The 22,882-nt window shown below is 48.3% G+C and carries 13 protein-coding genes; all 13 read right to left on the bottom strand.

The window, feature by feature from the left end:
• Positions 1–12: 12 nt before the first annotated feature.
• Complete coding sequence (locus tag ACOIT5_RS13620; protein ID WP_423126704.1) at positions 13–858, bottom strand: glycerophosphodiester phosphodiesterase; 846 nt, start codon at positions 856–858, stop codon at positions 13–15.
• The gene (locus tag ACOIT5_RS13615; protein WP_423126703.1) at positions 855–2,726 is read right to left on the bottom strand and encodes a hypothetical protein; all 1,872 of its coding nucleotides are present in this window, start codon (positions 2,724–2,726) and stop codon (positions 855–857) included. Before ACOIT5_RS13615 ends, ACOIT5_RS13620 begins: the two co-directional genes overlap by 4 nt.
• 7 nt (positions 2,727–2,733) lie before the next feature.
• Positions 2,734–3,681: a metallophosphoesterase family protein gene (locus tag ACOIT5_RS13610; protein WP_423126702.1), complete on the bottom strand. Its 948-nt coding sequence runs from the start codon at positions 3,679–3,681 to the stop codon at positions 2,734–2,736.
• Between the two features lie 18 nt (positions 3,682–3,699).
• Complete coding sequence (locus ACOIT5_RS13605; RefSeq protein ID WP_423126701.1) at positions 3,700–5,970, bottom strand: GH92 family glycosyl hydrolase; 2,271 nt, start codon at positions 5,968–5,970, stop codon at positions 3,700–3,702.
• 21 nt (positions 5,971–5,991) lie between these two features.
• Positions 5,992–8,268, bottom strand: coding sequence for a glycoside hydrolase domain-containing protein (locus ACOIT5_RS13600; protein WP_423126700.1), 2,277 nt, complete (start codon positions 8,266–8,268; stop codon positions 5,992–5,994).
• Positions 8,269–8,286: 18 nt separating this feature from the next.
• Positions 8,287–9,201, bottom strand: coding sequence for an alkaline phosphatase family protein (locus ACOIT5_RS13595; protein WP_423126699.1), 915 nt, complete (start codon positions 9,199–9,201; stop codon positions 8,287–8,289).
• A 25-nt stretch (positions 9,202–9,226) separates the two neighbouring features.
• Positions 9,227–11,275: a hypothetical protein gene (locus tag ACOIT5_RS13590; protein WP_423126698.1), complete on the bottom strand. Its 2,049-nt coding sequence runs from the start codon at positions 11,273–11,275 to the stop codon at positions 9,227–9,229.
• Between the two features lie 24 nt (positions 11,276–11,299).
• Positions 11,300–14,326 carry a glycoside hydrolase family 2 TIM barrel-domain containing protein gene (locus ACOIT5_RS13585; protein ID WP_423126697.1) on the bottom strand — a complete coding sequence of 1,009 codons (3,027 nt, stop codon included), beginning with the start codon at positions 14,324–14,326 and terminating at the stop codon, positions 11,300–11,302.
• A 5-nt stretch (positions 14,327–14,331) separates the two neighbouring features.
• Complete coding sequence (locus ACOIT5_RS13580; protein ID WP_423126696.1) at positions 14,332–15,453, bottom strand: hypothetical protein; 1,122 nt, start codon at positions 15,451–15,453, stop codon at positions 14,332–14,334.
• A gap of 37 nt (positions 15,454–15,490) precedes the next feature.
• Positions 15,491–16,567, bottom strand: coding sequence for a hypothetical protein (locus tag ACOIT5_RS13575; RefSeq protein WP_423126695.1), 1,077 nt, complete (start codon positions 16,565–16,567; stop codon positions 15,491–15,493).
• A gap of 6 nt (positions 16,568–16,573) precedes the next feature.
• A complete protein-coding gene (locus ACOIT5_RS13570) occupies positions 16,574–19,234 on the bottom strand; it encodes a family 78 glycoside hydrolase catalytic domain (RefSeq protein ID WP_423126694.1) in 2,661 nt (886 codons plus the stop codon).
• A 10-nt stretch (positions 19,235–19,244) separates the two neighbouring features.
• The gene (locus tag ACOIT5_RS13565) at positions 19,245–21,104 is read right to left on the bottom strand and encodes a metallophosphoesterase (protein WP_423126693.1); all 1,860 of its coding nucleotides are present in this window, start codon (positions 21,102–21,104) and stop codon (positions 19,245–19,247) included.
• A 134-nt stretch (positions 21,105–21,238) separates the two neighbouring features.
• Complete coding sequence (locus tag ACOIT5_RS13560) at positions 21,239–22,867, bottom strand: SusD/RagB family nutrient-binding outer membrane lipoprotein (protein WP_423126692.1); 1,629 nt, start codon at positions 22,865–22,867, stop codon at positions 21,239–21,241.
• Positions 22,868–22,882 lie beyond the last annotated feature (15 nt).

The raw sequence follows: 22,882 nt of genomic DNA, 5'->3' as shown, positions 1-22,882 counted from the left end.
TTTTTATGAATTTTATTTTGTCTGAAAAACCGGCTTCAGCGGCTCAATACCTAACCCGCGCGCCGCATCAATCGTTTGAACAATGTTGTTCACCAATGGAAAATCGACCCCGGCTCCGAACAACATTTTTAATTCTTCAGGTGAGTCGGTGCCATAATAATTCACCTTGATTCCCTTCTCTTTCAGTTGTTTGACACTTGCGGCAAAATCGGAATAATCCGATTTTTTGAGAAGCTGAATAAATTCGGTGCGGGCAGTGATGGTCGCGGCAACATATTCTTCAGCCGACTCCTGCCGATCCATGTTACAGATTTTTATTCCGGGGACAGCTTCTTTTGCCAAGCGGGCAGCTTCGGCGCTGCAAGCCAGAAAAGCCTGGTGCAGCCGTCCTTTCGCTTCAACCAGCCGGGCAATCATGACCGGCAGTTCGCCTTCTCCTTTGATGTGGATATTGATCCAGACATTGAGTGGCATCTCATTCAGTACTTCTTCCGGAGTTGGTACTTGAACTCCGGCAAATTCCTGGCTTTTCCAACTTCCGGCATCCAGTTTTCTGATTTCACTGAACGTCAGTTCCGACACTTTTCCTGTACCGTTGGTGGTGCGGTCAACACTTGAATCGTGGATGACAACCATCCGGTTATCTTTGGTCAGACGTACATCAAACTCAATCATGTGGGCGCCGACTTCCACAGCAGCGCGGAATGCGGGAATGGTATTTTCCAGATGGGTACCCATTGCCCCGCGGTGGGCACACAAGCCGCGTTTGGGAAGCTCAACCCCTGGTTTTTCAGTTGTTTGGCATCCGCAGAAGGTGAAAAGAATATACAGAAATGTAAATAGTTTTTTTGTTTTCATTCTGATTGGGTTTTATTGTTCTTTATTCCGGAAAATTGGGTTAGTATGCCGGCGGCTTCCGGGCTTCCTTCAACCCTGCCGTCATCGTTAATCCGGGTAATGTTAGCCGTTTCGTAAAAAACATAGCCGTCCAGCCCGGGATGATTGTTTACGATATCGATTTCCGCTTTGATACTGTCAAACGGACCTTCAAACGCCATCCCGTGAAAATCGCCCTGCAAATACAACGGTTTGCCAACAGCCCTGGTTGCCGCGCTGAACGTATCAATTGCTTTTTGCAGGTTCCAAGGGCGAACCTGAAATATACCGCGGATTTCGAACTCATCGCCAATTTCTTTTACCCATTTTTCCCATTGCCAGTCGAAATTATACGGGTACGAACTTATTTTGCCACGGTCGTCGGGGATCAGCAAATTAGTTTCCAGATGGATCGCCAGCGATTTCTTCCGGGCTTTTACCAGCTTGCGGATTTCTTCCAAAAAACCGGTATACGCATTGCCATTCACCCGGCTTACCGAATGATAATCGGTTTTGCCGCCTGTTGCTTCCAACACCGGTTCGTTGAAACCATATTCCCACGATTCGGTTGAAAAAGTGTGGTTTGAAATTCGCAGGTTGATCCCGTCCACATCCCTGTCGAGGCAAAAACGGACCAGATCAAGCCAATTTTCCCGAACTTCAGGATAGACGGGGCTCAGAATTCCCATCAGATAGTCCGGTTTTCCGCAAGCCACGACAATAGCTCCTTCCTTGTCGACACTGATAAACTCACCGGGATTGTACTCGCCAAAACTGTAAAAATCGCGGTAATGCTCCTGCATTTTTTGCGGGTCGTTAATTTCAGCCTGAACTTCGGGTCGCTTCAGATAACGGACCAGCTGTTTTTGTAGTTTCGATTGATAGAAGTCGGCGTGTTTGTCAAGGCTAACCGGACCGGTACTGAGGGTGTTCGGTATCATTTTCCCGGCAGGCCCAAGCAGTTCAATAATATTCCCTTTTTCGTTACGGAAATCGGCATTTTCGTCGGCCAGCGAGCAGCGAATTAAAATGTATCGGTGGTCGCGGGGAATCTCCAGGTTTTCAAGATGAAGAACGCGGCACTTTCGCCAGTACGGAAAACGGTAACGCGGTTCAATGGTTTCGCGGAACGCAACCGGCCCATTGTACGGAACAAACCGGTTGTTCGTGAAACTTGTAAAAATCGAAAGATGTTCGGCTTTTACCCGTGTCGGACGGTCGTCGCCTTTTACCAGACAAATGGCAGAAACCGGCCCCGAATATTCATAGGTTCCTGTTTTGCGTTTCAGGCATAACGTAGGGTTGCTGGCCAAAAAGGGACGGGGCATCGGGAAAATACCGCGCAGGTCGCGAATGGCAACTCCCTCAGGACAAGGCATGGTGTGAGGCAAAATAGTACCAAAAACACCGCCTTCAAAAGGTTTGATCACGGCATACAATTCGATGCCGTATCGGTGGGCCGAAGCCGCCACTTCCTTCAGCAAATCAAACCCATGCGGATAATCTTCATAAAAAGTCCAGATAATGTCGAAAATCCATTGATGGCGCGTTACCCCCACCGAAGCCAGAAACTGGTGCAGCTCGTCCAACTGCTGCCGGTTCATAAAGCACCGATTGTTTTTATAATAATCTTCATCACGCTGAACAGGCGCGCCATAGCGGCTCCCCCGGTGGTTGATGAAAACATTGTCAAAATAATCGGTCGTTGCAAACAACTGCTTTTTCTCTGTGCTTCCGGAAGTTGCATTTTCTATCCTTGTGCACTGAAAAAGCGGATTACTTACTGCAAGCGCCCCCATTCCTGCAAGAGTAGTCGTTAAAAATGATCTGCGGGTAACGTTTTTATTCATCTCAAAATTATTTTACCGAAACCGCCACCTCTGTTTTTACATCGCCCGGCACAGAAACCAGGATGCTGTCTTCTGTCAAGCGGATCAGCCTCCAATTCTTCGTATCCTGTGCAAACGCACCGGTTTGCACCTGTAGCATTTTTTTATTTTCTCCGGAAGGAAAATCCTGCAGGATATTTTTATGATTGTGGCCGGCAAGAATTAGTTTTGCCGATGGATTTTTTGTCAACACCGGATAACGCTTACACGAAGACATCGATTCCCCCGGCGCGGGGTTCATCGGGATGTGCATCAGGATGATCTCCACATCGTCGTCCGAGTCGGCAAACCGGGCTTCAAGCCAGTGCTGTTGCTCCACCGAAATGAACGGAACTGAAACGGATTCATTTTCCCTGACGGTATTGTAACTGTTATCTAGAAAAATCAGTTGATAGGCTGTTTTGCCAACGGTTACAGTCCGGCTGTAATAGGTACCTTCACTGAAACAGGTAAGACTTCGTATCCAGTGGGCTCTCGATTTTCCAGCATTTTCCCGTGAGGACACACGGGACGTGCCGTTCCATGAATAAGCTGCAATATCGTGGTTTCCGAGGGTGAAAAACAACTGTTCTTTTTGTTTTTTCACCAGCTCCGAAAACTGGTCTATCAGCCAGCCCGACATTTCGCCTCCGGTCGTTTCGCCTTCCGAAAAATCGACCAGATCGCCGGTCACAATCACAAATTCAGCACCTGTTTGGGCAGGTATTTTTTTGAGAAAGTCTTTGAATGGCTCCACTCCGTTCGCATAATGTTTGCGGGTTTCAGCAAAATCAGGCTGGAACTTCTCCATGTTGAAAATCAGATGGATATCGGATACATGCAGAAACGATAGCGTATCGGGTTGTGCAAAAACACCCGCGGCAATCAGTAGTCCGACAACTAAACCGATTAATTTCAGGTGAAAAGAATGTGTCATTTTGAAGAAGTTTAACAATTACTGTTTTCGAATTGAGTCAATGCCCCAGTTTTTATTCGGCTGGCTTCCCATTTCAAATACCATTTCACCACCATTTGCAATTTCGTCGTGACTGATCCAAGAACGGTTCAACACGTTGCCATTCAGTGTTGCCGACTGGATGTAGCTGTTTTCTTTGCTCAGGTTTTTTGCTTTAATGACGAATAATTTCCCAGGATAGATTTTTTCGTCGAGGCGAATTTTCACCTCCTCAAAAATAGGCGCTGTAAGTTGGTAAACCGGATCGCCCGGACAAACCTGATAAAGCCCCATCGCGCTCATATTGTACCAGGCAGCCATACAACCGTAGTCGCAGTCCATTTCTTCTAGATAACCGTCGGGCGTGGCTTTGTACACCCGGTCGAAAATCGGTTCCGGGAAAAAATTGTGTGTCCCGTATTTCTGAACGATCGGCTCTGTCAGTATTTTTCGCACCCATTTTTGGGTCAGCCAAGGCGCTCCGGCCATATTGAACAGATAAGGTGCATGCAAGTCGATCTGATTGCCTGCCGTATACAAATCGTTGTCGAAGAAATATTCCAGTTCCTTCAGAAAAGCTTCTTTCCCACCAAAATAACCCATCAGCGAAGCGATATCATGGATGATATTCCAGCGCCAGTGCCATTTGCTCCCTTCGTAGGTGTATTTTTCACGGTTTTCGGTCGGGTCGTCCGGAAAATCGAGCCAGGTACCATCGGCTGCCCGCGCCCGGAAATATTTTATGGACGGGTCCCAGGTATTCCGCCAGTATTCCGAACGTTTCATAAAATAGGCATAATCGTCGTCGTACCCGAGTTCTTTGGCCATTTGCGCCATCACCCAGTTGTCCCACGAATATTCGCCGGTTTGGTCGGGGCGTGCCGGGATAAAACCAATGCTGTCGTATTTTTCGGGCATCTGAATCATGGCCTCGTGTTTCATGTACGGGTACACCGATTCCAACGGGAAGTCGAACAATCCTTTCACGTAAGCATCGGCCACTACCATCAGCATGTGTTCGTGGCGGCAGGTCGAAAAGGGCTGATAACCATCCTTTCCCCTGACAGTGTAACAAAACCCGTGAGGCGGATGATCATTATCGGGAAACGGGTCCCAGCTCCCCGCCTGCCCGTAAATATCGCGCAGCGATTTGGTGATGTCGCGGTAAACAGCGGGAATCCACAAGCTGTAAAGCGGGTATTTGGTGCGGAATGAATCCCAGAAAGCGTAATTGTTGTAAAAATTGTACCCATCGGCTTGGTGTATGTTTTTGTCAAGACCGGGGTATTTCCCGTCCACATCATTGATAATCTGAGGCAGAAAGCAAGTATGGTACAAAGCGGTATAAAAAATAGTTTTGTCCTCGTCGTTTTCTCCTGAAACCTCAATGCCGGAAAGAATATCATTCCAGGCTTTTTCAGCTTTTTGGCGTGTTTTTTCAAAATCCCAGCCGGGGCATTCGGCTTCCAAGTTTTTAGTAGCCGCTTCGATACCGGTAAGCGAAAGCCCCACTTTTACCTGAAGCGTTTTGTTTTTCAGTTCGCCAAAGCTGCAAACGAGACCTGCTCCTGCCTGAGTTCCTGTGGAATCGCCGGGTTCCAGTTGGTTGCCGTTCCAAACCGAAGTTTCCAGCACCGGCGCATCAAATTCGGCCACAAAATACCGGTTGCCAACAGCGCCTTCCAACCGCAACGGCGACACGAGCGTACACGAAATGGCCTGTCCTCTTTTGCCGCTGTTCAGAAACAAATGCACCGGTTCGCCTTCCTGGAAAGTATACCGGTGAAAACCGTTACGGGTGGTGGCAGTCAGTTCGGCCATGATATTTTGTTGTGTGAGATGTACCTTATAAAATCCGGCCGAGGCTGTTTCCGTTTTTTTGTCAATATCAAGGATCGGGTTGACAAAAAAAGTATCGGACAAGGCGTCGGTAAACGGGACGAGCGAAATCAATCCGGCCCGGTCGTGAATGCTTCCGCCACCCGAACTTCCGCGGTGCATGTGGCTGAACCCGCGTATCTGACTGTCGGAATAATCGTAGCCTGAGTGGGCGAAATCACCGTCGGCAATCAGGCTGCCGGGCCAGGTATCTGGACACAGTTCCACCAATCCGAACGGCACCAGCGCCGCGGGCAGCCAATGTCCGTGGTCACCCTGCGTACAAATAAACGGATCGACATAATCGACCGGTCGCTTTTCAGATTTATTACAGGAAATGCAAGCAATGCAGAGCATAAAAAGCAGTTTCCAGTTCTTTTGCAGGTTTTTCATATCGTTTAAGTTGAGATTCTGTTATTTTTTATTGAATTCGCTGAGCAAAATGCCCATTTGTTGCCTGTATTTTGTCAATATTTCAGGATTTTTTGTGTACTCTTTTTCTGTTATAAATACTTCGGTGCCGAAGTTCAACACCTGTTTTGCTTTTTTGACCAGGTTCTGCTGATCGGGCCGGGCATTTCTGATACAATCTTCCAATAACATCATGTAATCGTAATCATCAATTCCTTCGCGCATAATTTCAAGCCGGAGTGAAGGAACCGGGCCGGTCATGTATTTTGTTTTGTCATTGTTCGGGTCGCGGTTGGGCGGATAAAAGAACATGCCGTCGCCGTTGCCGTATTCTGCTGCTGCTCCCGGCGTTGTCAGGCTTCCGCTCATGTAGGTCATCGGGTCGTCCCATATATTCTGCAAAACTCCCGGCGGCGAGCAACTTTTGGTATTCCAAACATTCGAACTCCAAACCAGGATCCCGGTCAACCGGTAGCGGTACGACATCCACAACCACATCCGCAAATTCATGGCATCGGAATCGATAAACAGGTTGACATGAGGTGCTTTGGGCCAGGTCATCAGGTACGACCACATTTGTCGTCCGTTGGCAATCCAAACTTTCGACTTTACCGGATCGAACTTGGCCAATACCGGACAGCCGATCTCGGTCACATCCATGATTTCGGGCCCCGGATTGTTTTCGGTGATCAGACGGGTCAGTTTGGGCGCGGCTTTGTGAATCGTTTCCATGCCTTCGCGCACAAAACCGTAATCTTCGTGTTTGGGTTCGTCAACCCAGTAAAGGTACTCTTTCCCAAGCCAGCCGTTGGTTTCCAGATGATCCTGAAAACCTTTCAGGTAAAGCGTGATCAATTTTTCGTATTCCGCGGTGCCATTGACAAACCCCGCGAACCAGCCGGTTTTCCGGTTGATAAACGGCCCCGGCCTCAGTTCCGGAATTTTCACCCGAAAGCCGGTAAACCCAAATTCGTCCAGGTATCTGCGGGCGGCCACATCAAATTCTGAAAAATCAATTTCCATTTGCAGGTCATCGATGTTATGCTCAAAATCGCCCTCAGGCAAAAGGTTCTCTCCCGTAGCAACGTCCACAAACTGCACATTGTCGAACCACGCGGTTCCGCTTTTGCTCCCGCTTTCGTCGGGCTTTACCGAAAAAAGCTGAACACTCGCATACCGGGTGTTTTTAGGCATCGGGCGCGACAAAACCATATCTTCGTAAACAAGCGGGTTCACCGGATCAAGAAAAAGGCTGTCTGTTTTCCACCGGGCGCTGCCGGTATAAAACATTCCCTGAAGCTGCCAGGGAATTACTTTTTTATCGGCAGTGTAACTTTTGACGGTTACCAGGTATTCCTGTCCCTCACTGAATGTTTTGGCCTGCCATTTCAGCCAGTAAGGTTTTTCCGGGTTTACTTCGATCAGTTCGGCAGGCATACCGGGATTATTGCCGGTTACCTGGTACGAATATTTACCTGCAAAAACCGTGTCGGGATCGAATGTGCCGCCCTTCCACCAAACACCTTTCACCGTTTTTTCAATGGGATATTGGTCGAAAAACTGTTGCGGCGAGATTCGGTAATCCCTGAACGATTGATAATACAAATCCAACACCTGCTTCAGTTCATCATCGTTGCTGAGATTATGGTAAGTTCTGATTTGGTCGGAATACAAACCAAAAGCGGAACGCATGGACGGAGAGTCAGGCAAAGTAAAATCCCATACCTTCAGTTCGACAGGAACAGTCGTTTCCCAGGCAGCCGATTTCAGACTGATATGTGCGGAATAAACCCCGGGAGCCGCATCTTTTGGAACTTTTACCGAAATCAGGATTGGCGTATTCATTCCGGCTTTTGCACTGAACGTTTTTTCCAACAGCGGTAGCGGGTCGGGATACCAGCCGGCTTGGTGGCGAGTACCCGACGGTTTGGCAATATGAACATATTCCACTTTACGGACGGTAATATTTTCAGCAGGAACTGTTTGCCCACTTTTAGTTGTAAAACCAGTTACTGCAACCGAAATGTCCTCCATATCTGCTTTGGGCGACAAAACAAGCTGGAAACTTTCGAATTCGTTTTGGGCCGACTGAAGAATGATTTTCCCATTTTTGGCAGGAACCGGATCGTCGCGCATGACTTTGCAAGTCGTTCCAGCCCACCAAATTTTGCATGAAACATCTGCCTTTATCAAAAGACCGGAGGCATATGACTCCCCGAAAGTAAAAAAGAATGTCAGCAGTAAAACATGAAAGAATCTATTTCGGATTAACCTGAACATGGCATGATGATTTTAACGTTATTTTGAGAAGACATTTTTAAGAGGTTTGCCCGTTACCCATTCGTTCAGTTCAAATCCAAACAGCCAGGCCACGGTTGGCGCCAGGTCGTAAGTAAAAGACGGGTGTTCAATTTTGTATCCTTTTTTAACTCCTTTCCCCGAAATGATGAAAGGAACAATCATTTCATCTGGACTCAATCCTCCGTGTTTTTTCTCGAGGCCGCCATGATCGGAAACCACAAAAACAACGGTTTGCTCAAACATGTTAATTTCCCGGAGCTGGCCGATGAGTACCCCAACCAAACTGTCAGCTTTTTCAATTGACCGGGCATATTCTTCGGAACGATAGCCGCCGTGATGACCGCCATGATCAACCAAATCGAGATGGATAAATGTAAAGTTCGGACGTTTTTCTTTCAGTAAATCACAGGTTTTTTGGGTCGCTTCTTCTTCCGACTCGCAGGGAATACTGAGGTTACAAACCCCAGGTTCTATAAAATTGCCAAAACTTTTCCAGTGATAAATGGCGCCAATAACAGCCTCCGGGGAATGATCACGGATCTCTCCAAAAATAGTGGGGAACATGTTGTATTTCCCCTTGTAAACCGGTTCCAGTGCTTTGTTGCCAACCGTCCAGCCGTTGTTGCCCACCCCGTGCCGTTCAACAGTTGTTCCGGTAATCATCGAACTCCAGGCCGGCCCGCTGCTACTGGGCATAATTGTACGGGCAGTAAGCGAGTATGATCCGTTTTTCATCAATTCATCGAGATGCGGCGTATTCGCCATTTCAAGCCCGTGGGCACCCAGCCCATCAATACCGATGATCAAAACATGCGGTATTTTTTTTGTTTTGGCAACTGACTCCAGACCGATTGCTGTTGCCGCAACGACCAACAAAATGGCCGTCAATAAAAGGGAAGAATATTTTTTCATGGTTATTAACTATTTAGTTTTCAATTTAATCCAAAACAAGAATAGAATGAATGACAAGCCGGTCGACAGTGGTCTCCACTACTCCGTTGGAAAAGGTAAAATCCAGTGCGAGATTTTCAGGCTGGAGCAAAAGTTTCCGCGGCGCTTTTTCCGTCCTGATTTTCACAGAGAGCGGACCGACGGCAGGAATTTCATCGTAACGGGCCACTTTTTCGTTGGAATGGTCGCCCGAGGTATTAATCAGGTTGACGGCCAGTTTTACGCCCAACCGGTTAACGGTAACCGCCACATTCGCCGAACCTTTCACCCCGGCAACCGGAGCAGGAAAAAGTTCGCGGACAATGGAACCGACAAAATCGCGGTAAACCGGGTTGGCGGTTTCGTTGTATTTCTTTGAAATATCGAGATAAACACCGGCTATTTTACCTTTCCCATAAGAGGCAACCGAAGCAGCCGGCGACGACGGAAAACGCAAATCGGAAGCGGGATACCGAGACCCGAAGGCGGTGGCGCCCTCCTTCAGTTTAACCGGCTGAAACAGCGTATTGATGCCGGCCATTTCGTTCTTGTATGCCAAAAACTGGGTTGACACTGCTGTGTCTGAAAATTCAACGTTCAGGGCATCGGTAAACAAAGCTGTCGCGCCGGCACCCACCACCAGCAGATTGCCGCCATTCTCCACATACGCAAGTAATTCAGTTTTAAAATCATCGGCCAGGTAACGGCATTCCGGAATCACAATCAACGGATACTCCAGCATCCTTCCTTTCAGGTGGTGCTCCATCAGTATTTCCACGGCGTTCTGTCCGTTCAGGAGCAGATTCAGCATTCCGCGCAGCGGTTCGTTTACCGAAGAATTTGAGTAAATCCCGCGGGTGAATTTCTTATAATTTTCAGAAGAATAGAGCAGGGCAACCTGCGGAACCGGTTTTGCATTCTGGCAGAACGGCTGGCGTTCGCGGCAAAATCCGGCCACTTCCTTCATTAAACCAAATTGCCAGGGTTGCGGTGAAGCATCGCGGTTTTGCTGAAAATAAACCTGATAACCGCCGCCCATCGACATTACGGTGGCAGCCAATTGTTTTAACTGTGCCGCCGATTTGGTGATTGGCACCCCGGTGTTAAAGTTGTAAGCAAAACTCCAGGCCATCAGATCCCAGGGCTTTCCCTGCGGCGCGATGCAACGCGACTCGAAAAAACCGCTGTACACGCTGTTCACATGGCTAAAATCGCCCGAAATAAAATCGATGTTAATGTCAACCGGTTCAGGCATGTGCGACGAAAACGCCCAGTTGCTGGTGACCTGAAATTCGGGATTGTAGCGGTGTAATACGTCGGTGTAATGCGCCACATACTGCCGGAAGGCCTTCCGGTTAAATTCGTTGAACTCGTAACCGCCCGGATCGGAGAATGATTTTGGAATTTGCCGGATGCCGGTTTCGGCGCGAAAGGCGCTGATCATTTTCGGGCTGTAATCCGCCTGCAACGCCCAGCATTCGCCGTCGATCCAGCAACCATCGATATCGTAATTGTCAATCAGCTCCTTAAACTGCGGAATCAGCAGGCTGTCAACATACGGGCCTTTCACCGATATTCTGCCACCAATTTTTTTCCCTTCAGCGTTCAGCGCCATCCATTCCGGGTGTTTTTCCGCCGAGGCATCGTCCCACACGCCCGAGTAGTGGACAAACAGCGCCACCTTATGCTTACGGGTCACTTCGCGCCATATTTTCAGCGGATCTTTCACAAATCCCGGGGCGGCGTTTCCCACCTTTGTCGGGTAGCTCGAAATACCGGGATGCCCCTTGCAATCAACCTGGATATAATCGGGCTGAACCATCGTCAGCAGGCTGTCGATCATTTCTGCGGTAAACGTTTTCCCGACAGTACTGTCGTTTTTGTTTGCATGAAAATCGAAGTGCAAACCAAAAAAACTGTCGCTGCGGCGCAAGGTTTGTTTTTCCGCTTCATTTTCCGAACTTGGTTTTTGGGGCGAACAGGAAAACAAAAATAAGACAGCAACTACCCACCGAAGAGCCTGTCTGAATGAGCCTATTTTTTCTGTAACGTTCATATTCCCAGGTTTTAATTTATTTGACTAATAACTGGTATCGTAACTGTAATAAAATGGTTTGAACGGAATAACCGGCTTTATTTCCGCCCCGAAAATTTCCTTCAGCTTTTCCGGCCACCGGCCTTCAACCAACGGAATAATTTCGAGTTTCCCGCTGATAGAAGAAATATCGTTCGCCGGAAAAACAGGCGTAGGCATGTTCTTTTTATTGCCCACTCCGGATACTATTGAATTGTGGCTTACCACGACCTGATTGTTCCGTAGTTCGACTGAAATATTTTTCTGATCGCCCAGCAGGGCCAATCCATTTCCTTTACGGTCAGTAAGAACAGCGATCTCTACATTGGTGCGGTTTCCTTTGAAATTCAGGTCTTCTTTATGAATCTGGTGGATTCCAAAATCGTTCAGTTCGTTCTTTTCGGGATACGAAACATACGGCCCGTCGCCCAACCATAAGAACTGATCGGTTGTCGCAGGCAGGATCAGCGAAACTCCGGCTTCAAGAAAAAATCCGGTACAGTTCTCGGGAGATAAGTTATAATTGAGTTCCAATATCCCGTTGTTTTTGAGGGTATACAAAAATCCGGCTTCTATTTTTTGTCCCGGAAAATTCTCGCCCCTTCTGAATGTTTTATTTGCCAATACCTGATATTCGTCTGTGGTGTTTTTTGTTTCAGAAACGGCGGTCCGCGAGGATTTTAGCAGATGCGGTTCCCAATAATAATCGCCGGTTTCGGGGAAAAACCTGTCCCTGACTGTTACATCGGCCATTTGCGGGATACGTCCTGTGCGGACATAAATTTCGCTGTTCAGCAATTCTGCTTTTCGTTTTCGGGAAACCAGCGACACCGGCATGGTACCGTCGTGGATGGTGCAGATAAAATCTTTTGTTTTGAGGATTGTTTCGTTGTCTTCACCGCTGATTTTCACATGTTTTACAGGCAGTCCTTCCCGGATTGCTTTAAAAATAGCTTCCATCTGATTTTCGGTTGACAACCGGATGGTATGTTCAAACACCGGGATCCTGTCGGGGTCGCTGAAGCGGAGCCGGAGCAGCCAAACGGCATTTTCAGGATTTTCGGCAATAGTACAGGGGATAGAAACACGGACGGTATCGTGTGGCGCGCAGTTTATTTTTAACCCGCCCTGCTGAATTACTTCACGGTTGCGGAACAATTCCCAGGTTCCGGACAGCGTATTCAGGTTGGTAAAATCGTACTGATTATAAACCGTAACATTCACTTCCTGTTTCCCCTGAACGACGTTGATCTCCTTTTCAATCACCTGCACCGGCGAATAAACTTTTCGCACCTGCCAATAGTCGGTTTGAGGAGTACGGTCGGCATACACAATGCCATCGGCGCCATCGAGGGTGGTGTTGTAATAATTCAGCGAATCAATCCACACATCGTAAGCCAGTTGACTGGTATCGACCGGTTTTTCAGCTTTCCGCAGAATTCCCTGATCGTGAAAATGCCACACTGCGCCGCCGGCAAACGCTTCGTTGCGGAACATTTCTTTCCAGATACTGGCCATATTGCCAAAAGCCAGGCCCAGCGCGTGGGCGTACTCGGTCATGATTACCGGGCGGTTGGTTTCCTTAGCAAAGCTTTTTACCCATTCAGCATCACGGTAATGTGGAGCGTAAACATCCATGTAATCGGGGATGTTTTGATAATTCTCGTTGAAATACGAACCCATTTGAGGATAACAGACCGGACGTGTTGGATCGGTTGTTTTTACATATTGGGCAGTAATATTGGTTATCGGTGTTACCGGATTTTCATTTCCCAAGCTCCACAAAATTACCGAAGGATGGTTTTTATCGCGTAACAAGGTTGCCTTGGCACGTGTTAAAAGTATATTCTGATAGCTTGAATCTTCCAGAAAGCTGTTCCCAAAGCCGAAAGGAACCTCGCAAATCACATAAAAGCCCAGGCTGTCGCACACATCCAGCGTCCGGCGGTCGGATGGATAATGCGAGGTGCGAACAAAATTGATATTCGCCCTTTTCATCAGCAACAAATCGTTCAGAATCTGTTCCCTGCTGAGTGTCCTGCCGGTTTCCGGCACCAGGTCGTGGTGATCGACACCGCGCAGCTTGAGAGCTTTCCCGTTCAGCTTCAAAACGGTGCCGTCGATTTTGACTTCCCGGATGCCCACTTTCTGATTGACGCGCTGTATTTCGTTGCCATCCTTCAGTAATGAAAGCGCAAGAGAATACAACGCCGGCGTTTCGGCAGTCCACAATTCAGGAAAATTGACAGTCAATTCGGCGCTGTTTTCTGTTTGAGCCACCCATGATTTTTCCTGAACAACTTTTCCTTCCGGAGAATTCAATATCGCCTTCAATACATAACTTCCTGAAATTTCTTTTTTCTCATCCTGAAGTTTGACAGCGATTCTTATGTTGGCCGACCGGTCGTTGTTCAAAAAAGTCTGTACCGTGAAATCATCGATATGCAAATCCGGCGTACTGAAAAGGGTCACATCCCGAAAAATACCCGACAAAGCCCAGCAGTCGTTAAGGTCGAACTGATATCCTTTGGAACGGGTTGAAACCCTTACTGCCAACGTATTCTCTTTTCCGGGCTGCACCAAATCCGTGATATTAAAACTGGCTGCATTGTACGAACTACTCCACTCGCCGGCTTTTTGTCCGTTTACATACACTTCGTAAGCATATTGGACTCCTTCAAACCGGATAAAAACCTGTCGTTCACGAAACGATTCCGGCACTGTAAAAGTGGTACGGTAAAGGCCGGTACCCTCGTCCACCGACTTGTATTTGGGTTCGGCAAAACCCTGAAGTTCCCAGTGTCCGGGGACTTTTATATGGTCCCATTTTGAAACCTCAAAACCCTCGGGATAAAACATCGAATCGGGGCCAATCATGCTCGAAGGAATGTATTTGAATTTCCAAATTCCGTTCAGCGAAATTGAGTTACCAACCGGATAAAGCGGGGTAAAACGGATTGCAGCGACCTTTGGCAAAAATCCGTGCAATAATAAAAACAAAATAATACCGGTCTGAAGCAAAATTTTCTTCATTTGTTCTATTTGATGCTAATGAAATATTCGCCGTATTGTTCTACTCCGGTCAGCACATTCTCGAGTTTAAAAGAATACGTGCGGACTTGTCCTTTTTCCTGTTTTACACGGGCGACGACCGTGCTTTGGCGAGGCAGAATGTTTTTTTCAGGAAGGCCCGAATCGTCGTTCCCGGTTTTCAGCAGCGTAAATTCGATGTCGGACGAATTTTTCACCTCAAAATAGATGAACCCGCCATCGTACAAAAAGGGATCCGATACGCTGATGGATTGCTGTACAAGGGGGTCAACCAGCTCCTTCGGCCCCACCAGTTTATTAAAGAAAAGCGTGGCGGTACGACGGGCAAACATGGCTTCTTTCAGCGATTCTTCGGTACGTTCTTTGGCAAAAACCAGCGTAACCGGGCGGATTGGAAACCGTTCGGTGTGATAGCGTTTTTTATAGGCGTCGTGAATGTCGGAGTTACCAATGATGGCCAGGTTTTTATCCTGCGCCCACTGCAGGGCTTCGGGGTACCATTCTTTTTCGTTGAAAACTTCAATACCGTGCATCCAGCCTTTTTGCCAGATGGCTTCGTGTTCGGCCATCCATCGGGTTATTTCGGGCTGCTGTTTGCGCCAACCGGGATGGTTCCACATCACAAAACCGCCCTGGCGAATTGCTTCGCCAATGGCTTCCATCCAGTCGGGGAGATTCAGTGCATTCACATCGGTTACAAAAATGGCATTTAAATGGCCGGGAGGCATACCGCGTGAAATTTCACCGCCTTTTACCAGGATGATATTTTTGGCTTTGGCCACGGGCAAAGCAATTTCGTACGACTGGTGATTTTGTCCGGGAAGTTTTTTCGGGTGCCCTTCAATGTGATCGGTGATGGCGATGGCGTCGAGCCCGTCTTCCCAGGCCTCATCGACCCGTAAAGTCGGCCACACCACGCCATCCGAAAATACGGTATGAACGTGGAAATCGCACTTCAGGGTTTTGTAGCCGGGAATATCGGGCAAGGCGATTTCGTGCCGGGCCGGAACGCGCACCACCTCGTCCATGATGATCGTGCCTGATGTCTGTCCAAAAGTAGTGATGCCTGCAAAAGCTGCAAAAATGAGAATGGTCAAAAATTTTTTCATGGTATGTTTGGTTTAGTTGTTCACGTAAAATTTTTGCTTATTTCTGAAACCGAAGCTTGCTTTTCCCCAAATCGATTGAGGTAGCGACAGCAATCCCCCGGTTTTCCTTATCATCGACGGCACAATAAAAATGGTAAATCACCCCTTTGTTTTTAATTTCAAATGGTTTGTGTGCATACCGGCTGTCATAGTCTTCCGACGGGCTGATCAAATCGTCGCCTTCCCAGCGGGTCCAGTTGACCAGATCGTACGAACAGGCAAAACGATCGAACGCGCCGGGTTTCCAAAACGCGCCGAAATAAAACATCACCCACAGATCGCCGATTTTGGTGATAAAGGCGTCACCCGAAATGCCTTTCTGGTGATCAATCACCGGCGTCTCGCCAAAACGTTTCCAGTGAAGCATATCGTCGGAAACAGCCATAACAATCCGCTCCGCCTCTGCTTTTCCGTTGGCTTTGTCGCTGCCTTTGGCATTGTAAAACATCACAAAAGGGTGGCCAAGCGATTTTTGTTTATCCTGAATGACGGTGCTTTTGTAGATGGTTTGATGATCGTACCAGCGCACATCATCGTCGTTGGCCGAAATCACCGGCTGCTCCAAGCGTTGCCACTCGTTTGGCCGGCTTAATTTTTTCGAAAAAGCCATCCCGATGCCCAACACACCGGCTTCGTACCCGCTGCTTGCCCCGCCGAGGTACGACATCCAGTATTTTCTGTTGTATTTCCGGACTTTGTACGAACCGCCCCATTCATAATCCTGCAGGGCAATGTATCCGGCTTTCTGACTGGCATCCCAGCCAGCTTCGGTAAACGACATGATTTTCCCGAGCGTTTCCCAGTTCAGCAAATCGTTGCTTTTGGCCAACCAGGTTTCGTAGCCTTTTCCATCAAAAACAATGTAGGCCATGTACCAAGCCCGTTTAAAGCGAAAAACACTTGGACTGTCCACCATTTTACCTTCTGCGGGAACCAGCACCAGTCCATATTTGTGAGGCGCTTTTATTTCTTCATAAATTTGCTGCATCACTTCCTCCGGCACAATTTCCTGCGCTGCCGGAAAAAAACGAAAGCCAACTGCGAAAAGAAAAATCAAACCCCAAGTCCGAACCATCTCCTGCTAAATTTTATAACTGATTTTATACGTCCCGCTTTTCAGTATTACGCCATTCGCTTCTTGCTGAAGTTCTTTTTCAGCGCCATCGAGGGTATATTTTTTCTCTCCTTCGGGGAGAACAATCTCTGCCTCCGTTCCCACCGGGATTTCAAGCTCCATCTCCAGCCTGTTTTCCACCAGGTTCCAGTTTACCGACAGTTTCCCAAAAGGGGTTTCCTTGTATGTTTTGGCCCAGGTCACTCCTTCGGGGATTTGCGGTTGGATGCGGACTTTTCGCCAGGCCGGGACATCTTCGGCCGGACAAATTCCGCCAACCGCCTGATAAAACCAGGAACCAATGCCGTTGTAACAGTTGTGAATACGACTGCGGTCGCCGTTCCAGTGTTCCCAGGTGGTGGTGGCGCCATTGTCGATCATGTAGAGGTATCCCGGATACCCGCGCTTTTTCAGCATCGAATACATCCATCCGGCGGCCTGATTTTTAACGGCCCATTCTGTAATTACCGGCAAACCCACCAAACCACAGGCGAAATGCCCGTTCCGGTTGATTTCTGTTTCATGAAAAAGAGACTTTTTCACCTCTTCCTGTTGGTCTTCGGGAACCACCCCGGCAATCATCGGAAAAGCAAGGTCGATTTGTGTTCCGGTTCCGTATGTAAAATTTGAACCGTCAAAACAGGTTTCATGAATTTTTCGCTGAAGTTGTTCTTTTTGGGCTGCATACATCTTTTCATCTTCCGGTTTACCGAGAACACGGGCAATTTTCTGCATGTTATCCAAACAAACGGCGACAAACGAGTTATTCACCACGTTTACCGAAGCTTCGGCGGTTTGATCGATCCCGGTGGGCGTTGCCCAGTCGCCGAGGTACCAGCCCCGGTAATCGGTGTCGGGCCAGCGTTTCAGAAGCCCGTCAACAGTGTGTTGATCGACGTAGCCCAGCCATTTTTGCATCACCGGGTAATGTTTTTTCAGAAGAAGCGTGTCGCCGTAATTCAAAAATGTTTGCCACGAAGCGGTGATGATAAACCCGCACCAGTACGGACCGCCGCCTGCAGGATACGGATTGGGCGCGGTATGCGGCATCCCGCCGTCGTCGCGCACACAGTCGGCCCAGGCCTGCAGCCAGTTGGTATAAAGCGGCCCCAGGTTGAACATGGTTTGCGCCGTTACGGTGGAAGCATTTCCGTCGCCGCCGTAGCCCAGCCGCTCGATGTGCGGGCAATCCACCAGGTCGCCTCCAAGGCTCAGGCAACAGAGCGTATAAAACAGCATGTCGTGAATCTGGTTTAAGTCGGGATCGGAACAGCTAAAGCCGGAAGCCTGCCTGTAGCCCGTATGGATCAGGTAAGCCGTGATGTTTTCGGGTGAAGGTGCCTCGGTTAAATTCGAAATACGCAGGTAGCGGTAAGCGTGGTAATTGAACTTATTTTTGAAGATTTCCGATTCTTCGCCTGATGCAATATAGCGGTCGGTTTGCCGCTGCTTGGCCAGGTTGCCGTTTTTATCCAGGTGATCGGCATATTCCAGCACGATTTCCTGCGACTTTTGCAGTTTCGGGAAACGAACCTCCGTCCAGCCGGTCAGGCATTTTCCCATATCAACCAAAAATGTGTCTTTACCGGCCTGGCTGATTTCAACTGGTTTCAGCACTTCGGTGATCTTATTCAACTCGACCATTTGCGGACTTACCTGATGCGCGGGAACCGTTACAACCGAAACAGGAGACCAGCTTCTTTCCGGCTGATTTTCTGGGTTTAAGTCGCTCTTTGCCATCGTCCCGTCCAGTATTTCGCCGCCAAACTGATGCGGCCTCCAGTTGCCCTGCCGCGTGTAGGCGCTTTTCCTGCCAAGCCAGTTTGATCCGGTGAAGAGAACAATTTCGCGAATCCCTTTGGAAAAACGCTCCAGCTGCGCTTTCACCAAGGGGCCATTGTGGGCCACACCCGGCAAACCTTCGGTGTACCAGCCGCTTCCCAGCCACAACAACAGTTCGTTTTGGCCTTTCTTTACAAAAGGCGACACATCGTAGGTGATTGTGTGCGAACGTTTATCAAACTGTGAAACAGCCGGGCTGAGCACACCTTCGCCCACCTTTTCACCGTTCAGGTAAACTTCGTGATAACCCAGCGAATTGACATGAAGCAGCAATTTTTCGCCCTTTTGATATGCCTGAAAGGATTGCCGGAACTGGGGGCACTCTCTGTAGCCCGCGTCAGTCGGAAAACCGATGTATTCGGCCTGCCAGTCTTCTTCATTTAATAAGCCAATGCTAAATTGTGCAAGCGGACTCCAGTCCGAAACATTTCCGGCAGCGTCCCACACACGCACTTTCCACCAGGCAGGCGTTCCCGGGGCCAGGGCTTTCCCGGCAAACGGGACCCAAATACTTTCTGAAGATGAAATCTTTCCGGAATCCCAAAGATCGGCCTTGTTTTTATGCAAAAGAGCAGGATCGCCGGCCACCATCACCTGGTAAGCGGTTTGCTCCGTGCCGTTTAGCCTGCTCCGGATTTTCCAGCCAAAACGCGGCGTGCCGGTCGCAATCCCCAACGGGTTTTCAAGATTTTCACAGGTCAGGTCGTAAACGGCCACCTCTTTCTGAAGGGTGCAACCGGTGAATAAAAGAAACAAAACAATACAAAATACAAGTGATGGTTTCATAACATTTGATTTAGTTAGAGACGATGAATTTATTAAAATTCAGCATCTTTTCCTTGCTCCGCCCAATCCAAACATTCAAGGTTTCACGCCTGACAAAATCGAAATACTGAATTTCGAAGGCATGCAGCCCTTTCTCCAAACCGATAAAGTTTTCTTTGCTGATTTCGTAGTGAATGCCATCATTGCTGATAACTTCTTTTTCGTCGATAAACAACTTGCTGCCATCGAACGATTGCAACAGAAAGCGATAGACGGCTGTTTCGGGAACGGAAAAACTTCCGGTAAAGCGCACGGCAAAATGGTCTTGCGCGCGGGGTTGGATGTTTTGCAGGCTTACAGAATCGGATTGGAATGTTTTTAAAGGTTTTAGTTTGGCGAAATCGGGCAGGGCAGTCCAGTCGCCTTCAAAATACGCGGCAGTAACTCCCCTGGTCGCCTTTTTAACCGACTGAAAAACCGGTAATTTGACAAAAGTCTTTTCAGCTATGCAGCTCTTTTGATCTTCATCGCTCACAAAAGCTGAAAGGGTAAGGCTTTCGTTTAAATGAAGGTTGACCGTCTCCTTCGTGCCGGCATTCAACTCGCCTTCAGACAATTGATACACCAATTCGCCCCTGCCATTCAGGTTGTGAAGACTGACCGTTGTTGAATCGATGAAATATTGTTTGGTTTCTGTAATCAAAGGAGCATTCAACCGCTTATAACCGGCATTTTTTTCAATCGTCCACGAGTCGAAAATAATGCCCGACGTGTCGATGGCTTCGGCAAAAAAACGGTTGCCGGCGATCTTTACGCTCAGAAAATGATGCGAACTGCGTGTTTTGACCATGTACCAGTTTCGGTTTGCCACCGCCGGATCGAGGCTGCCCCCGCCCCCGCCCAGGCTGATATACTGCACACCGTTTTCAAAATCAATGCGATCGTTGGCAATGGGCCAGGTTCGTTCGTACAGGTGGACGTGTCCGTTCAGAACCACATCTACGCCATAAGTTTCGTACAGTTTTTTCAGGTGCATGTGGTTGGGGTCGCCGTGATGCTGCCGCTGAAACCAGCTATTTCCATACGCTTTTTCATCGGAGGTATAAACCGGGTGATGGTGAATCATCACTTTCCAGGTTTCGGGCGAAGCGGCCAAAATCTGCTGCAGGCGGCTGTACTGCTCCGAACCGGGAAGAATGTCTTTGTTGGTATTGACGAAAATAAAAAGCACCTCCCCTTTTTTCACGGTATAAAACCACTCCGGATCGGGCAGGTCGAGATACCGGTAAAACCAGTCATGGTTCATTTCATGATTGCCGATGGTTGGATAAAGCGGGCAAAAGCGAAACAATTCAGCAGCGGGTTTGAAAAATTCATCCGTCCAGTCGTCTTTGTGCGGTCCGTACTGAACCAGATCGCCGGCATGAATCACAAACGAAGGCCGTTCGCGTTGCATCAGACCGGCAATTCGTCCCCACACCCTGGGATTTCCCTGTGTATCGCCCACCACGGTAAACGATACCGGCATTTGCCCGTAATCAGGAATATGAAGCGGTGTTACCGGCCCCCACAGGGTATCTTTTTTTTCGCCGATCGTGACGGCCTGGTAGAAATAGCGCCCCCCGGCTTTTAAGCCGTTTACCACCACCCGGTGAAAAGTATCTGATTTTTGCTCCTGAAAAAGTTGGTTGAGATCGGGTTGAAGGACATTAAATTCGGCTTCGCCAAATTTTACAGCGCCTCGCCCGGGCAGCGAAGTTTCCCACAGCAACCGGAATGAACTGTCGGTTAGCTGCTGCAGATAAGGTTTTACGACAAAATCGATAGGCTGTGCACCCAACAACAGGGCAAAAAGCAGAAACAGCCCGGACAGGCAGATTTTTAGTTTCATCGTTGTTCAATTTTCTGAAAATTATTTAAAGCCAGCGTCATCACCGACGCCGGTTACGTTGAAATAAACCTGACAGGTTTTTGGGGCCTGTCAGGTTTTTTATCATGGTTACAGTTAGTTGGTAATTCAGACAACTAATTCCCGTTGTTATTCACATCCCACCACAGAGGGGTGGTTTCCAGGTCGGGTCCTCCAAGCAACTGAACGGCTTTTTCAACTTCGTCGGGCTGAGAAGTTTTCTCTCCTGTCGTAAATGGAAGCCGGGTTACGATTTGCCCGTTTGCCGGATTGACATTGGCATTGGCCGAATACTTCTTCATATAAATTTTTGGCAAACGTGTTCTCCGGTATTCAGCGAAAGCTTCAACACTGATGGGGAACAATGCCAGCCATTTCTGCGTGATAATCTGCTCGTACTGGGTTGTTTTGTCGGTTGAAAATTTTACCGGGATGTTCGTCATCGGCGGATCGTTATACGGGTAATTTCCCGGAGCCACCGGGGTGGTCGTTCCGTTAATATAATCAGTAATTGCTGTGGATGAAAAGGTTGTTCCCCTCCATTGTTTGATAGAGATTTCAATCCCTTTTTCGTAAAACGACTGGGCGGTGCCGCTCCCCATATTCCAGCCTCTCCAGGCGCCTTCGGCTTTCAGGAACCAGGCTTCCGAAGCATTCATGATATTGACCGGCGTCACCAACTGGTTGCCGTCTTTAAAGCGTGGACCATACTTCGAATACGCTCTGAAATAAGGAAAATAAATAGGCTCGCTGCCGTTGGCCATCCCGTGATATCCACCCGCATTTGTTTTTAATTCATCGGGGAAAGCATCGGTGATATTAACAGGATCGACCGGAGAGAAAAATTCCTGCATGCGGGGATCGTTGTAGCCTTTCAGCAAACTTTCCATGCTGGCGCTCATCACATCCTGGTAGAACGACTCCATGCGGGGCATTCCGTTGCCGCCGCTGGTCCATCTGTTTACTGCCAGCAAAGCATCGTCAGCATTGGTTTCCAGCGTCCCCAATTGCACAGCAGTTTCGGCTTCAGCCTGCGCTTTTGATGCATCCACATTGGAAATACGTATGGCCAAACGAAGGCGCATGGTATTGGCCAGTTTCACCCATTTGGCAACATCGCCGTTGTAGATCATATCGCCGGCGCCAAATACATTCAATCCCGGTGTTTTTTGCAACAGGCCGTTCAAGGCAGTAACGGCATTGTTCAGGTCGTCAAACATCATGTAATAAACATCTCTCTGGCTTTCGTAAGGAACCACGGCCTCGCCGCTGCCCGCTTTTGAATAGGGAACAGGCCCCCAAAGATCGGTCATGCGGTGCAGTAAAAATACCTTCCAGATCAATCCCACATTGTAAGCGGCATCATTTATGCCATTCCGCGACACATCAAAGACACTTTGAAGAGGCGGGTAAGCGCTGGAATAAATCCGGCTAAACCCGGTATTTTGCCAGCCGGTATTCATGATATTTGTTTCCTGGTTAGAAATTCCGCAAACAATATAACCGGCAAAGTGGTTAGCCATGGTACTTGAGATACGACTGTAGTTGTCGGTAGTTAACCAGTTGATTCCTTCCATTTGGGTACGGGAGAATAAGCCGGCCATTTGCTTTGGCCCTACGGCCATCATTTTAGATTTATCCGTATTGTATTCCGTAAAATCATCCGTACAGGAATGAAGGACGCACATTCCGGCAAACAACAAAAGGATCAGTACAAACGAATAAGTTGTTATATATTTTTTCATCTTCTTGGGATTTAG

The sequence above is a fragment of the Gaoshiqia hydrogeniformans genome, assembly GCF_049347105.1.
Classification (GTDB): domain Bacteria; phylum Bacteroidota; class Bacteroidia; order Bacteroidales; family Prolixibacteraceae; genus Gaoshiqia; species Gaoshiqia hydrogeniformans.
Note: the sequence above shows the minus strand (reverse complement) of the source record. Positions and strands in the feature narration are given on the sequence as shown.